Source organism: Candidatus Pelagibacter bacterium nBUS_44, assembly GCF_051200895.1.
Lineage (GTDB): Bacteria > Pseudomonadota > Alphaproteobacteria > Pelagibacterales > Pelagibacteraceae > Pelagibacter.
This window is the reverse complement of the sequence record NZ_CP172838.1, coordinates 465,860-479,648: the sequence shown is the minus strand read 5'-3', so window position 1 is coordinate 479,648 and position 13,789 is coordinate 465,860. Positions and strand designations below refer to the sequence as shown.

Genomic DNA, 13,789 nt, shown 5'->3' with positions numbered 1-13,789 from the left:
AATTATCAAAAAAATTATTTTGAACTTTCGTCTGCATTTGAACTCTCATCTGCATCAAAACCTTCATAACTAATTTCATTTGTATTTAGTTCATTGTTAGATTTATTTAGATCGATATCGTTGTTATCATCAATTTTATCTCCATAAAAATTTTTTATTAAGGCTTCTTCTTTAATCTTTTGCTCTTCATCAAATTTTATTTCCCATTCTTTTATTCTTAATCGCTCTTGTTTAATTCTCTCTTCTTCTTCAAAATTTTCTTGTCTAGCTCTCTCTTCTTCTTTATCTAATTTTTCTAGTCTTTCTTTTTCAAGAATTAACTCTCTTTCTCTTTCTTGATCAGCTTTAACTTTGAGTAAACGTTCTGATTCAATAAATTTAAGTTCTTTTTCTTTATTTCTTAACTCTTCTTCTTTGACTTTTTGTTCAGTTTCTTCTTTTAGCAATTGTCTTGCTAAATCTTGTTGTCTTTCAATTTCTAAATTTCTTAATCTTTCTTCTGTTTCTTTTAATCTTTCAGATTCATATTTAAGTTTTGCTGCTGCTTCTCTAATTCTTTGTTCTTCTTCTCTTCGTTGTTGACTTTCAATAGATTTTAATCTTCTGATTTCTTCTTTTTCTTTTTCTTTTTCCTCTCTTTTTTTTTGTGCTTCAATTTCTTTTAATCTTATTTGTTCAATTTTAAATTCAGTTTTTTCTTCAAGAATTCTTTTCCGCTCAAGCATTTTTACACGCTGTTCCTCCTCTTTTAATTTCCTAGCATCCTCTCTTAATTTTTTAGTTTCTTCATCTTTTATTTTTTGTTGTTCAATCTTTAATCTTCGTAGTTCAACTTTTTTTCTTTTTTCTTCATTTTTTGCAATAAGTTTTTCATTATCTTTTATAAGTTTTTCTTTCTGTACAATCTTAATTTTTTCATCTTTTTCTTGTTGTAATTTTTCTTTTTGAATTAATTTTTTTTCTTCTTGAATAATTTTTTGATTTTCGAGTTCAATTTTTTTTTCTCGTTTAATGTCTTCTCGCTCTTTGATTTTCTTATAATCTTGATAAAATCTATTAATTGATTTCTTTGCTTGATTTAATGGGTTTACTTTTATTAATTTTTTTAAATCTGTTTTTTTAACAAACTCATCAATGTGTAAGAATTTTTCTAATTTAGAAATCTTTTTATGAATTTTTTTCTTATTCATTTTAAAAAGTTATCAACAATAAAAAGATTCTAATACCCAATTGATGGTTAATTTAGGTTTTTTAAATACCAAAAATACAGATAAAATTGTGTATATTTTATAAATACACCTTTTACGTGTTTAAGAATTCTTTAAGAATTGATTAGTCTATAAATGAGGTGATGGAGGGAGACTGAAGTCACCTCTTTTTATTTAAAGGCTAATCTAATTTTATTTAAAACTTCTTTTAAGTTTTTTGCTGAATATTTTTTCCCTTTAACAACCCATACAGATAATGGCCATGAGCTATCAGTTTTTTTTCTTGAGATAATATGGATATGTAATTGTGGAACTATATTACCTATTTTTTCCACATTAAGTTTTGAAGTTTTAAATAATTTCTTCATAAGTTTACTTACAAAGACTATTTCTTTCATAAGCAATATCTGATCTTTAGAATTAAGATTACTGATATCTGTTACATTTTTTCTTTTAGGTATTAGTATTAACCAAGGGAATTTAGAATTATCATGAAGTCTTATAGAGCATAATTTTAGTTCAGTTATATGATGAGAGGATTTTAAGAATTTCTTATTAATTCGATACATAAGATTATTTAATTAAATTTTTAATCTTTAATCTTTGAATTTTTCCTGAAGATCCTTTTGGAAGTTCATCAAAAAAAAATATATTTTCTGGTGATTTAAATTTACCTAAAATTTTTGAACAATGATTAATCAAATCTTTTTCAGTTAATGAGTTTTTATTTTTCAATACAACACCTGCTTTTACAGTTTCGCCATAATGACTACATTCATCACCAAATGCTGCTGCTTCAAGTACATCAGGATGCTGATACAGTACATCATCAATTTCTCTTGGTGAAATATTTTCACCCCCTTTAATTATAAGTTCTTTAATTCTACCTTTTACAAAGACAAAATCTTCAGAGTCCATTAAACCTAGATCACCTGTTAAAAGCCAATCATTATAAAAACTTTTTTTTGTTTCGTTAGGATTTTTATAATATTCTTTCATCACATTTTTACCTCTTACACAAATTTGACCGATTGTATTTCTTTCAACTTCACTAAATTTATCATCTAAAATTTTAACTTCGTTTCCGTAAGGTATACCGGGTGAACCGTATTTTATAGGATTAGGAGAAGGTGGATTAGACAAAATAGGTGCGCATGTTTCTGTTAAACCCATTGTTTCAATCATCTTTATCTTAAATTTTTCTTCAAAATTTTTATGAGTTTCTGGGGCTAATGCTGCCGATGCACTTCTACCAAATCTTACAAGTGATATATCCAATGATTTAAATTCAGCTTCTGAATATTTATTTAATAATGAAGAAACTATAGTTGGTACTATGCTAAACCAAGTACATTTAAATTCTTCAATGTGTTTCCAAAAATTTGTAGCAGAAAACTTTTCAGATAAAACTAATGAACTTTGACTTACTAATGGCCCCATTACTGTAACTATTAAGCCATTGATGTGATATAATGGAAGAACGCATAATGCCTTATCAGTAGTAGTTAACTCATGTGAAATTAAAACATTTTTACCTCCATTTAAAACATTGTCATGAGTGAGCATTACACCTTTAGGCTTTCCTGTTGTACCCGATGTATACATTAACAAAGCATTGTCAGATTTATTAAGATTATCTAATTCTTTCTTTTCATCATTTAGTTCATCTATGAAATTGTCTTTATCAATTTCTATAAGCTCAACTTCACTACTAGACTTTTTGATTATTCTTTGTGCTAAACCTAAATTTGATTTAGTCGAAAATAATATCTTAGATTCAGAATGTTCAATGATGTAAGCTAGTTGCTCCTCACCTGCCACTAAATTGAGAGGAACTTGTATCATTCCAGAATACATAATTCCTAACATAAGCTGAACTCCACTTAGTGAATTTTCTGTCAGTGTACAAATTAATGAATTTTTCTTCTGTTTTTTTTCAACAGATAAATAATAATTTATCTTACTTAAATTTATTTTAAGATTTTTATTTGTTATTTTTTTTTGAGTATTTGGGCATGTAATAAAATCTAAATTTGGGTTATTTTCTGAATTAAAGTTTATAAAATCTCTTACTGTGCCTAATTCCATTTAACTATTCTAAATTTTTTAATTCTTTAGGGTCATTTTTTTCACAGTAATCTTTAAAATACTCTTTAAGTTCTGCTTCCTTACCTGGGATTAAATTAGATATTTTAGTTATATTTAAAAAATGTTTGTAATTTAAATTATTATCAATTGTATTTTTTTGCCAAGTTCCACAACCCATTGATAGAGAAAAAGGTAGACCATTAGTAAAACTTCCACCTGTAGCAAATGTATGTGCTTGATTAACAATAACCCTGCATACAGGTAAATCTAATCCTAATTCAATTACCCTTTCATCTTTTTTGGTATGTACACCAACAGAATGGCCTATACCCTGATAATTTAGAATTTTTTTAGCTAGTTCCTTAGCTTCATTAAAGTTTTTAACTCTATATACAGTCAACACTGGTGATAATTTTTCACCTGAAAAAGGGTAATCTGGTCCAACCCCATCTTCTTCAACCATTAATATTTGAACATTTTCATCTACTTCTAAATTTAATTCATTTGCAATAAGTTTTGCAGATTTTGCAATTATTTTTCTATTAAGCTTCCCATCAACCCATAAATTTTTCTGTAAAACCTCTTTTTGATTTTTATTGAGTAAAACTGCATTCTCTTTAGATAATAAGTTGATTGCTTTTTCATAGATATCTTCAATTAAAATCAAATTATTTTCTGATGAACAGCTTGTGGCATTGTCAAATATTTTTGACATTTTTATCTTTTTAAAAGCGTCTTCTAAATCAGCTGTTTCATCAACAATTGATGTTACATTGCCCTGTCCAACACCAATTGCTTTGGTGCCAGATTTTGCAGCCTCCCTAACATTATTTAATGAGCCAGTTACAATAACTAAATCAACATTTTTCATTAGCTCATTAGTTAACTCTTTTGTGACGTCGCAATCAAAAGTTTGAATTAAATTTTCAGGAGCACCAATTTTTTTTAACTCATTATTAATTAATATTAATAAATCCCTAAAAACCTTAGATCCTGCTGGTGATGGAGAAACTATAATTGAATTTCTTCCTTTCAACGCATTAATGATATTATTTATTGGAGTTGCTGCTGGATTGGTTGACGGTGTAACAGCTGCAACTATTCCAACTGGTTTTGCTATTTCAATAATTCCTTTTTCCTTGTCTTCATTAATCACTCCTACAGTTTTGATATTTTTTAGGTCTCTTAACAGTCCAAGTGTTTTTCTTCTATTCTTTAAAATTTTATCTTCTGGATTTCCAAGACCAGTTTCACTCACAGCTAAATTTGATATTTTTTTGTTATTCGATGGCTTACATAATGTCCAAGCAACCGCAGTAATAACTTCGTCAACTTGATTTTGATTATAATTTTCAAAAATAGATTGAGCTTTTTGTGCTTTTTGAACTAATGATTGAACTATTTCTGAAGAAGACTTGTTATTCATAATTATTTACTAAGTTTTAGAAGTTTCGCCTTAAAATATTAAGGCGAAACTTTATTGATATAGTAATAATTACTATTAAGGTTTTAGTCCAGCAAGAAGTTTTGTTAAGCTTACTTTTCTAGCTTTCCACATTTCTTGTACTTCAGCTCTGTTCATAATTCTAACAGGTGAACCACCTTTTTTCATTTGTTTCAAAGTTTTTTTGTCATTAAACATTAAAGGAACTTTGGCCGCTAAATATTCAATAATTTCTGGTGAAGTTCCTTTAGGAGCCATAATACCTCTAAAGTTTACACTTGAATTATCAACATCAAGACCTTCTTCTTTTAATGTTGGAACATTTGGTAAAAATGTTTTTTCTCTTTGAAGGTCAGCAATTGCTAAAATTTTAATATCATTCTGACTTCTGAAAGCATCTGAAAGATTATTAAAACCAGCCATTACTTGACCACCTTTAACAGCTGCTAATGCAGGCACACCGCCTGTATGAGGAACATAAGTTAGTTTAGCTCCACTAGCTTTTTGGAATTGTAAAAAAGCTATATGGTGACCAACAAATTTTCCAGCGCCTGAAAAAGTCACTTTACCTGGATTTGCTTTAGCAAATTTAAGCATATCAGCAACTGAATTGAATTGACTATCTTTACTTACAATCAAAACCGCAGGATCTGCTCCCCAGTTTGCTATAGGCTCTAAGTTATCTATGTTGTATTTTGTATCATCAAATACAATTGATTGAGATACGAAGTGTGGGATGTTGTATGCAGCTAAATCATAACCGTCTTTTCTTGCTTTAGATGCAAACCAATTCCATCCAACTTTACCACCTGCTCCAGGTTTATTAACAATAACAATTGGTTGTCCTAAGTAATCTTTTTTAGGATGAGCAGCCATCATTGTTACTAGTCTTGCTTGAAAGTCAGTAGCACCACCTGGGTTATAAGCTACCATTACACTTATCGGTCTATCAGGATAATCGCCTGCTTTAGCAATTGATCCGAAAGAAAGAAGCGATAAGATTATTGTGAAATATAAAAAAAATTTCTTCACATTCATATTGTCCTCCTTTGTTAGAATTTATTAAACCATAGTCAAAGAAAGTAGACTAATACATTTTTTAGTTATATTTATTGATTATATTAATGATATCTAAAATTGTTGTTTCTAGTAGCAGTTTTCATTAGATACTACCCTTGATTGTATTATAAGTTTTTAAAAAAGAAAAAATCTAGGCACTTGAACTTTAAGCATTATAGAAAAAAGAAAATAAATAAATAACATAAATATAGTCGTTATAATTATGGTTTGAATTATTTTTTTAATATTTTTATTTTCTGAATAGTAGTGACTATTTATAAAAAACAATAATATAGCTAAAAGATAAAACCCAATAGTTTCGCCTAGAAAAATAAATATAATTAAAGAAACTAAATAAACTGATAGTTTTTTAATATCAACTTCTGCAACTGACAAAGTTTTATTTAAAAAATAAAAAATTAATGAAAAAGAAGATAATATTATCATTACGGAGGTTATTAATTTTGGAAATAAATATGCTTCAGATGTATTTTCTGAACCACCAGTGAAAGAAGCACATGCTAATAAGATTGAGATAAACAATATACAAATCAGAGATGTTAAATTATTTATCTTAAGCATTTTTTCTCTTCATTTCTGAAACAATTCCATAAACTATAGAAATTATACATAATGTTATTATTGTTAAATTTAAATATCCTGATGTTAAATATCTAAAAATACCCTCTTGTGTATCTGCAATTATTTTTGCTTGACTAAAATTAGTTTCAGCGATTGGCCCCAATATTAAACCTAAAACTATCGGTGCAGCTGTAAAACCAAATTTTGATAAAAAAAACATTGAGACACCTAAAAACAGCATAACAATCACATCCGCAAAGTTATGTTGGACACTATAGGTTCCAAAGATAGCAAGTATCGTTATAGCTGCAGCCATAAAGTTTGTTGGAGTTTTAATTACATATTTTGCTAAACCGCTAATATATAATCCAAAAATTAACATCATAAATTGAGCAACTAATAATGAATTAATAAAAGTCCATGTTGTTTCAGCATAAATTGTAAAAAGATCTGGCCCTGGAAACATTCCATGTATTAACAAACCTCCCAACAAAACAGCAGCTGTTGGACTTCCTGGAACCCCGAGTGTAAGCAAAGGAACTAAAGATGGACCAACCATCGCATTGTTTGCAGACTCAGCAGCAATAATTCCATCAGGCTCTCCTTTTCCAAAATTTTCCTTATTTTTACTTAATTTTTTAATTTGATCGTAAGATACAAGTCCTGCTATCTGCCCTCCTGCACCAGGGATTAAACCAATTATAACTCCAGATACACTTCCAACTACTAATGCTTTAATTCTTGAAAGATTGTAGATAATTGATTGAACTATACTTTTTTTTTCCATTTGAAATTGATCTGAGTCTAATTGTTTTTTTTCAATCATTGATAAAACTTGAGGGATAGCAAACAAACCAACCAAAGCAGCGATAATATTTATGCCACCTGAAAAAATTGGATTAAAAACAAATCTTTCAACACCTAACACCGAGTCGTATCCTATAGTTGCCAACCATAAACCAATGGCTCCAGAAAAAAGTCCTTTAATTATTGAATTAGAATCTAATGTTGCAATTACAGTAACACCAAAAATTGCTATCCAAAACATATGTGATGGACCAAACTTAAGAGCAAAATTTGCTAATATAGGTGTAAAAAAAATTAAAATAATAATTCCTATTACGCCACCAATGAATGAACTGATAAAACAATAATGTAGAGCTTCTTTTGATTTGCCACTTTTTGCCATTGGGTAGCCATCCATAACTGTTGCAATGTTTGCGGGAGCTCCAGGTATTTTTAATAATATTGCACTAATTGCTCCACCCGCAACAGTAGCTGTATAAACAGCACCAAGCATAATTAAACCTTGGTCAGGACTCATTTTAAAAGTGAAAGGAATTAATAAAGCAACTGCCATTGTTGGACTCAATCCAGGAGCAGCTCCCATTAAAAGTCCACCAATAGTTCCTAAAACTAAAATTAATAAATTTTCAAAAATGAAAACGTTAGAAAAATATCCTATAAACTCCATAATGTTAAAATTTAAGTCTAACTAAATTTTAATCAAAAAGTCTATAAAAGAATTAAAGGTTAAATTGTAAAATATTCGTATAAAAATTTACAAGCTACCGCTAGTAATAAAAGTCCAAAATATTTGCTTATTTTTTGTTTATCAATTTTATGAACTGTTCGAGCACCAATTCTAGCCATAAAAGTTGTAATAGGAATGAAGATTAAAAAAGTAGGTATATTTAGAAAACCAATACTAAGAGGTAAATTGACCTTTAAATAAGTACCACTTATGACAAAACCGATAGCACCAAATAATGCAATAAAAAAACCAATTGCTGCAGCTGTCCCAATAGCTCTATTAATTGAATAGCCAAAAAACTTAAATATTGGTACATTCATAACTGCCCCTCCAATACCCATGGGCGCAGAAATAAATCCAGAAATTAAGCCAAAAATAATTTTATATTTCTGCTTAATTAAAATTGTTATTGTAGTTTTTTTTTCTTTCAAAAATAACAAATACAAACTTAACAAAAAAAGTACTAATGAAAAAAATAAAACCATATTTTTAGTATCTAAATAAACTGCAAAAATTGTACCCAATGAAACACCTATCACAGTAAATATACCGTAAGTTTTAACTAAATTTGTATCAACAGCTCCAAGTTTATAATGGGTCATTACAGAAACAAAAGAAGTTGGAATAATAATACCAAAAGAAGTCCCAACAGCTAGGTGCATAATATAATTTGTATCAATATTTAAGCTTTCAAAAACATAAAATAAGAATGGAACCATTACTAACCCTCCACCGATTCCAAACAGACCAGCGATAAAACCTACTGGCACTGCAGTTAGCGCCATCAATAAAATAAAATAACTATATTCGTTTGCTAAAATTGAATTAAGCAGATTGCCCTACACTTGTGTCAAAATTATTGTACTTAATCTTATCCATTATGTGATCGATTTTTTGAACATCTGCATCTCTCACACACATATTTTCACTTAAGTATCTTTTCCAATAACTGGCTCCTGTTTGTCCATGAAACAAACCTATAGTGTGTCTCATTATTTGATTTAGTCTAGTTCCCTTCTTTAACTCATCTTTTACGTAAGGAATTAATTGTTCGATTACATCTTGTCTGCTTAAAACTTCTTCTGTACCAAAAATTTCTTTCTCAATATCTGCCAACATATAAGGCGTGTGATAAGCAGCTCTGCCAATCATAACACCATCTGTTTTTTGAAGTAATGGCTTTATTTGATCAACAGATGTTATTCCTCCATTAATAATTATTTCTTCATTTGGAAAATCTTCCTTTAATTTGTAGACATATTCATATTTTAAAGGAGGGATATTTAAATTTTGTTTAGGAGTAAATTTTCCCAACATTGCTTTTCTAGCATGGATAATAAATGTTTTAACCCCAGTTGATTTTAAAGTTGAAATAAAATTATAAAGATTTTCATAATCTTCTACATCATCGTATCCAATTCTAGTTTTGATAGTTACTGGTAAATTTGTTGAAGCTTGCATTTTACTAAGACAGTCTGCAACTAAATTAGGTTCTTTCATCAAGCAAGCGCCAAATTTACCTTTTTCAACTTTTTTACTTGGGCAACCTAAATTTAAATTAATTTCATCATAACCAAAATCTTCACCAATTTTTGAAGCTTCAGCTAATAATTTTGGAGATGATCCACCTAACTGAAGTGCAACAGGTTTTTCATTAATATTAAATCCGAGTAATTTTTTTTTATCACCTCTATTGATTGCTTCATCAACAACCATTTCTGTATAGAGAAGTGTATTTTTAGAAATTAACCTAAGAAAAAATCGTTCATGACGATCTGTGCAATCCATCATAGGAGCAACTGATACTTTCCTATTCATGATTTAACTTTATATGATTTTATTATGAGTTTGAAGCGTCTGAATCTTCTGTAATTGCTTCTGCTTCTTGGTTTTCTTGTTCTGAAACTTCATCTAAAGAAACTTCGCCTTGCTCATTCATAGTTTCTTCACTTGTTGAAGGATCAACGTCTGGCTTAGCTGTTTCTGATAATTCAGCTAAATCTTCTTGAGAAACTTGAATTTTTTCTGGAGTTTTTCTTGCTCTCTTAGATGGTAAAATTGGTGTTCCACTTTTTGAGATTTCACCTTTATACATGCTTTCAAAATCATCGCCTACTTCTTCATCATCTTCAGAACCATCGTCAACTTGCTCAACATGTTTTCTAAGTTTGTAAACAGCACTTTCAGTTAGGTCTGCTACTTTAATTTTTTCTTCTGCAATTTCTCTTAATGAAATAACTGTATTTTTATCGTTATCTCTATCTAAAGTTGGTTCGATACCTGAATTTAATTGTGTGGCTCTTTCTTTAGCAACAAGTACTAATTCATAAGGGCTATCTACTTTATCTATACAGTCTTCTACGGTAACTCTTGCCATGGGCGATTATTTATACCTCGAACTTCAAAAATGCAAGTATTTTCTAAATTATTACTGGATTAAGCTTTTTTCTGACAGAAAAAAGAAGGATTAAAGAAATGAATATATAAGTACCAGAAACAACAGCTATATCACCCACCGTAAAACCTATATCTATCAAATAACCAAACAAAGCAGTTCCAAAAGCAGTAGCAAATACCATCAATGCAGTAGTTAAGGCTTTAATAGATCCAAGATATTTTACTCCATATAATTCGGCCCAAGTAGATGATCCTAAAATATTTGCAAAACCATTTGAAATTCCAACCAGTCCTAAAAACACAAATGCAGTTATGGGTGTATCAAAAAAGAATAAAACAATCACAGAAAGTAAAAGTGGAATATTCATGTAAATTAAAAGTTTTCTACTTGTGAATTTATCAATTAAAAAACCTGATAAAAATAAAGTTAATACAGAAAGAATAGAATAAGACATAAAAGATTGAGCAATCACATAAGGACCCCATCCTTTTGAGGTTTGTACAAAAGATTGAAATACAGCAAACCCAGTAAAAATCCATGGCATAGCTAACATGTTTAAGCTGATTATATAAAATCTGTAATCTTTTATTACTTCTCTTCTCTTCCATTGTTTTATTTCAATCTCTTCAACATTTTCATCATTGCTTTCTCTAGAGTCTAAATTTAAATTTTTAATTAATAAAAAAGATGCAATAGGTAAAACAATTAAAACTGTTACTGAAAATATAAGCCAAAGATTTTGCCAGTCTATAAATGTTAATAAATATACCATTAAAACAGGCATAACAAATTCTGCAGATGAAAGACCAAACCAACTAATACTTAAAGCTCTACCTCTAGTTCGAGTAAAGTATCTTGAAATTGTTGTTGATGCTGTGTGAGACATCATTCCTTGCCCAGAAAATCTCATTAAAAAAATTGCGATAAATAATAGAAAAACTGAGGTAATTTTTGAAAAGAAAAAACATGCAAATGATAATAATATTGTTACAAAAAATGCAAATTTAAAAATATTTACATCATCTATTTTTTTTCCAACCCAAATTAATAACAAGCTACTACATAAAGTTGCCGATGCATAAATTGAGCCAAATTGTCCATGAGTAATAGATAGTGTCTCTCTAATGCTAGAATTAAACAAACCTAAAAAATAACTCTGTCCAAAACTAGAAAAAAATGTAAAAATAAAACCAAATAGAATTACTTTAAATTTCAAACTATTAAACATAGGAAATAAAAATTATGTCTTGTAATGTTGCTTTCATAGGTCTTGGTGTAATGGGTTATCCAATGGCTGGTTATATATCAAAAGCTGGTCACAATGTAACTGTTTATAACAGAACAGCTGCTAAAGCTGATAAATGGATTGCAGAATACAAAGGTTCAAAAGCAGACACTCCTGCTAAAGCTGCTGAAGGTGCTGATTTTATCTTTACCTGTGTTGGTAATGATAAAGACTTAAGAGAAGTTACTTTTGGTGAAAATGGTGTTTTTAAAACAATTAAAAAAGGATCTGTTTATATTGATAACACAACGGCTTCTGCAACAATTGCAAGAGAAATTAATAAATTTGCTAAAGAAAATGGTTTTGGTTCATTGGATGCACCTGTATCAGGTGGCCAAGCCGGTGCAGAAAATGGTGCACTAACAGTTATGATTGGTGGAGATCAAGCCGATTTTGATAAAGCTAAAGATATTATTGATTGTTATAGCAAAAAAATGAAATTGTTAGGTGTTGCTGGTAATGGCCAATTAGCAAAAATGGTTAATCAAATTTGTATAGCAGGTTTAGTTCAAGGTTTATCAGAAGCAATTAACTTTGGTATGAAAGCTGGCTTGAATATGAGAGATGTAATTGAAGTTATTTCAAAAGGTGCGGCTCAATCTTGGCAAATGGATAATAGATACGAAACTATGATTGATGATAAGTTTGAATTTGGTTTTGCAGTTGATTGGATGAGAAAAGATTTAAAAATAGCTATGGAAGAAGCTAAAAATAATGGATCTTTACTTCCTATAACTGAGGTAGTTGACAAATACTACGGAGAAGTTCAAGAAATGGGTGGCAATCGTTGGGATACATCTAGTTTAATTAAAAGATTTAGAAAGTAACCTTGTATGCAACCAGCATACTACGAAGATTTTAACGAGATCAAAAAGAAAATTTGGTCAATGTTAAATAATGCAGTCAAAGATAGAAGTTCCCCTTTTAGAATACCTGTTTTTATTTGTGGTGATCAGTCAGATTTTGATGGAAGAATTGTTGTTCTTAGAAAATCAGATGAGGCAAATAAACTTGTTCAATACCATAGTGATATTAGATCCGATAAAATTGATAAGTTAAAAGCAAATAATAATGCAGCAATGCTTTTTTATGATAAAGAAGAAAAAATTCAAGTTAGATTAAAAGTTGAATGCATTGTCAATCACGACAATGAAGTCACAAAAGAATCTTGGTCTAAAACACAACATATTTCTCGAAAATGTTATTTAGTTGATAACGGACCTGGCACTATATCAGATGCACCTACAACAGGATTAAAACCTGAACTTGATAATTTTGATTATACAAAAGAGCAAAGTGAAGAAGGTTATAAAAACTTCACAGTTATTAAGTGTAAAATTAAATCTATTGAGTGGCTTTATCTAGCTGCCAAAGGTCATCGAAGAGCTAAATTTGATTTAGAAAATAATAAAGAATATTGGTTAGTTCCTTAAATCATATTTTTATGGAAAATTTAGATAAGAAATTAGAAGAACAAATCACATTCCTACAGCAGGAAATTTCACAATTGAGTAATGAGCTTTACTCACAACAAAAAGAAATTAAAGATTTAAAAAAACAAATTCTAAATCTTAACAGCAGAATTGAAGAAATAGATAGTGAGAATACTCAAGATCTTATAAAAGAAGATAAAAAGCCACCTCATTATTAAAATTTTTTTCATCATTTTAAAATATAGATTTAGAGTACTTTTTCCAGTTGTCTTGATAACGTTTAGTATTTCCTAAAATTGCTTTTTTTTCATCTTCTGTTACTTCTCTAACAACCTTGCCTGGAGCGCCTACTACTAATGAATTATCTGGGATATTTTTATTTTCAGTAATCAAAGCCTTGGCTCCAATGATACAATTTTTTCCAATTTTAACTTTATTAAGTATTACTGCCCCAATACCAATCAAACTGTTATCTCCGATAGTACATCCATGAAGCATAACAAGATGTCCGACAGTTACATTTTTACCAACTTTTAATGGACAACCTGGATCTGTATGCAGAACACTTCCATCTTGAATATTTGACCCTTCGCCAATATGAATATTTTCAATATCTCCCCGTAATACTGCATTAAACCAAATACTTGAATTTTTTTCTAAAGTTACATCTCCAATTATGGTTGCATTTGGAGCTACCCAATTTTCTCCAGCATTTTTTGGTTTTTTATCTTTTAAATCGTAAAACATAATTTATATAT

The 13,789-nt window shown here is 29.3% G+C and carries 15 protein-coding genes; 3 read left to right on the top strand and 12 right to left on the bottom strand.

Annotation, left to right across the window (positions count from 1 at the left end; all coding sequences use genetic code 11):
- Positions 1-14 precede the first annotated feature (14 nt).
- The 11 genes from ACIJYB_RS02575 to ACIJYB_RS02525 all read right to left on the bottom strand — a co-directional run bounded on the left by ACIJYB_RS02575 (position 15) and on the right by ACIJYB_RS02525 (position 11,541).
- On the bottom strand, positions 15-1,190 hold the full coding sequence (locus ACIJYB_RS02575) for a hypothetical protein (RefSeq protein WP_435151992.1): 1,176 nt from the start codon (positions 1,188-1,190) through the stop codon (positions 15-17).
- Positions 1,191-1,378: 188 nt separating this feature from the next.
- Positions 1,379-1,777, bottom strand: coding sequence for an HIT domain-containing protein (locus ACIJYB_RS02570; protein ID WP_435086825.1), 399 nt, complete (start codon positions 1,775-1,777; stop codon positions 1,379-1,381).
- Positions 1,778-1,781: 4 nt separating this feature from the next.
- A complete protein-coding gene (locus tag ACIJYB_RS02565) occupies positions 1,782-3,296 on the bottom strand; it encodes an AMP-binding protein (RefSeq protein ID WP_435151989.1) in 1,515 nt (504 codons plus the stop codon).
- Between the two features lie 4 nt (positions 3,297-3,300).
- Positions 3,301-4,722, bottom strand: coding sequence for an acylating sulfoacetaldehyde dehydrogenase (gene sauS / locus ACIJYB_RS02560; RefSeq protein ID WP_435151986.1), 1,422 nt, complete (start codon positions 4,720-4,722; stop codon positions 3,301-3,303).
- Between the two features lie 75 nt (positions 4,723-4,797).
- Complete coding sequence (locus ACIJYB_RS02555; protein ID WP_435151984.1) at positions 4,798-5,778, bottom strand: Bug family tripartite tricarboxylate transporter substrate binding protein; 981 nt, start codon at positions 5,776-5,778, stop codon at positions 4,798-4,800.
- A 156-nt stretch (positions 5,779-5,934) separates the two neighbouring features.
- Positions 5,935-6,381 carry a tripartite tricarboxylate transporter TctB family protein gene (locus ACIJYB_RS02550; protein WP_435086818.1) on the bottom strand — a complete coding sequence of 149 codons (447 nt, stop codon included), beginning with the start codon at positions 6,379-6,381 and terminating at the stop codon, positions 5,935-5,937.
- The gene (locus ACIJYB_RS02545) at positions 6,374-7,855 is read right to left on the bottom strand and encodes a tripartite tricarboxylate transporter permease (RefSeq protein WP_435151982.1); all 1,482 of its coding nucleotides are present in this window, start codon (positions 7,853-7,855) and stop codon (positions 6,374-6,376) included. The genes ACIJYB_RS02550 and ACIJYB_RS02545 overlap by 8 nt, the downstream gene beginning before the upstream one ends.
- A gap of 59 nt (positions 7,856-7,914) precedes the next feature.
- On the bottom strand, positions 7,915-8,700 hold the full coding sequence (locus ACIJYB_RS02540; RefSeq protein ID WP_435151980.1) for a sulfite exporter TauE/SafE family protein: 786 nt from the start codon (positions 8,698-8,700) through the stop codon (positions 7,915-7,917).
- Positions 8,701-8,740: 40 nt separating this feature from the next.
- The gene (gene dusA, locus ACIJYB_RS02535) at positions 8,741-9,733 is read right to left on the bottom strand and encodes a tRNA dihydrouridine(20/20a) synthase DusA (RefSeq protein WP_435086813.1); all 993 of its coding nucleotides are present in this window, start codon (positions 9,731-9,733) and stop codon (positions 8,741-8,743) included.
- Between the two features lie 22 nt (positions 9,734-9,755).
- Positions 9,756-10,292 carry a DNA-directed RNA polymerase subunit omega gene (gene rpoZ, locus ACIJYB_RS02530; RefSeq protein WP_435086811.1) on the bottom strand — a complete coding sequence of 179 codons (537 nt, stop codon included), beginning with the start codon at positions 10,290-10,292 and terminating at the stop codon, positions 9,756-9,758.
- 43 nt (positions 10,293-10,335) lie between these two features.
- Positions 10,336-11,541: an MFS transporter gene (locus ACIJYB_RS02525; protein WP_435086810.1), complete on the bottom strand. Its 1,206-nt coding sequence runs from the start codon at positions 11,539-11,541 to the stop codon at positions 10,336-10,338.
- Between the two features lie 14 nt (positions 11,542-11,555).
- On the opposite strand from ACIJYB_RS02525, the gene ACIJYB_RS02520 reads away from it, so the two are divergent.
- From ACIJYB_RS02520 to ACIJYB_RS02510, 3 genes are read left to right on the top strand one after another with little or no spacing between them, the layout of a single operon-like run.
- On the top strand, positions 11,556-12,425 hold the full coding sequence (locus tag ACIJYB_RS02520; RefSeq protein WP_435151977.1) for an NAD(P)-dependent oxidoreductase: 870 nt from the start codon (positions 11,556-11,558) through the stop codon (positions 12,423-12,425).
- A gap of 6 nt (positions 12,426-12,431) precedes the next feature.
- Positions 12,432-13,031 carry a flavin-binding protein gene (locus ACIJYB_RS02515; protein ID WP_435151974.1) on the top strand — a complete coding sequence of 200 codons (600 nt, stop codon included), beginning with the start codon at positions 12,432-12,434 and terminating at the stop codon, positions 13,029-13,031.
- Positions 13,032-13,042: 11 nt separating this feature from the next.
- Positions 13,043-13,249 carry a SlyX family protein gene (locus tag ACIJYB_RS02510; protein WP_435086805.1) on the top strand — a complete coding sequence of 69 codons (207 nt, stop codon included), beginning with the start codon at positions 13,043-13,045 and terminating at the stop codon, positions 13,247-13,249.
- A gap of 16 nt (positions 13,250-13,265) precedes the next feature.
- Here the strand turns inward: ACIJYB_RS02510 and ACIJYB_RS02505 are convergent, their stop codons facing one another.
- The gene (locus ACIJYB_RS02505) at positions 13,266-13,778 is read right to left on the bottom strand and encodes a gamma carbonic anhydrase family protein (RefSeq protein WP_435151971.1); all 513 of its coding nucleotides are present in this window, start codon (positions 13,776-13,778) and stop codon (positions 13,266-13,268) included.
- Positions 13,779-13,789 lie beyond the last annotated feature (11 nt).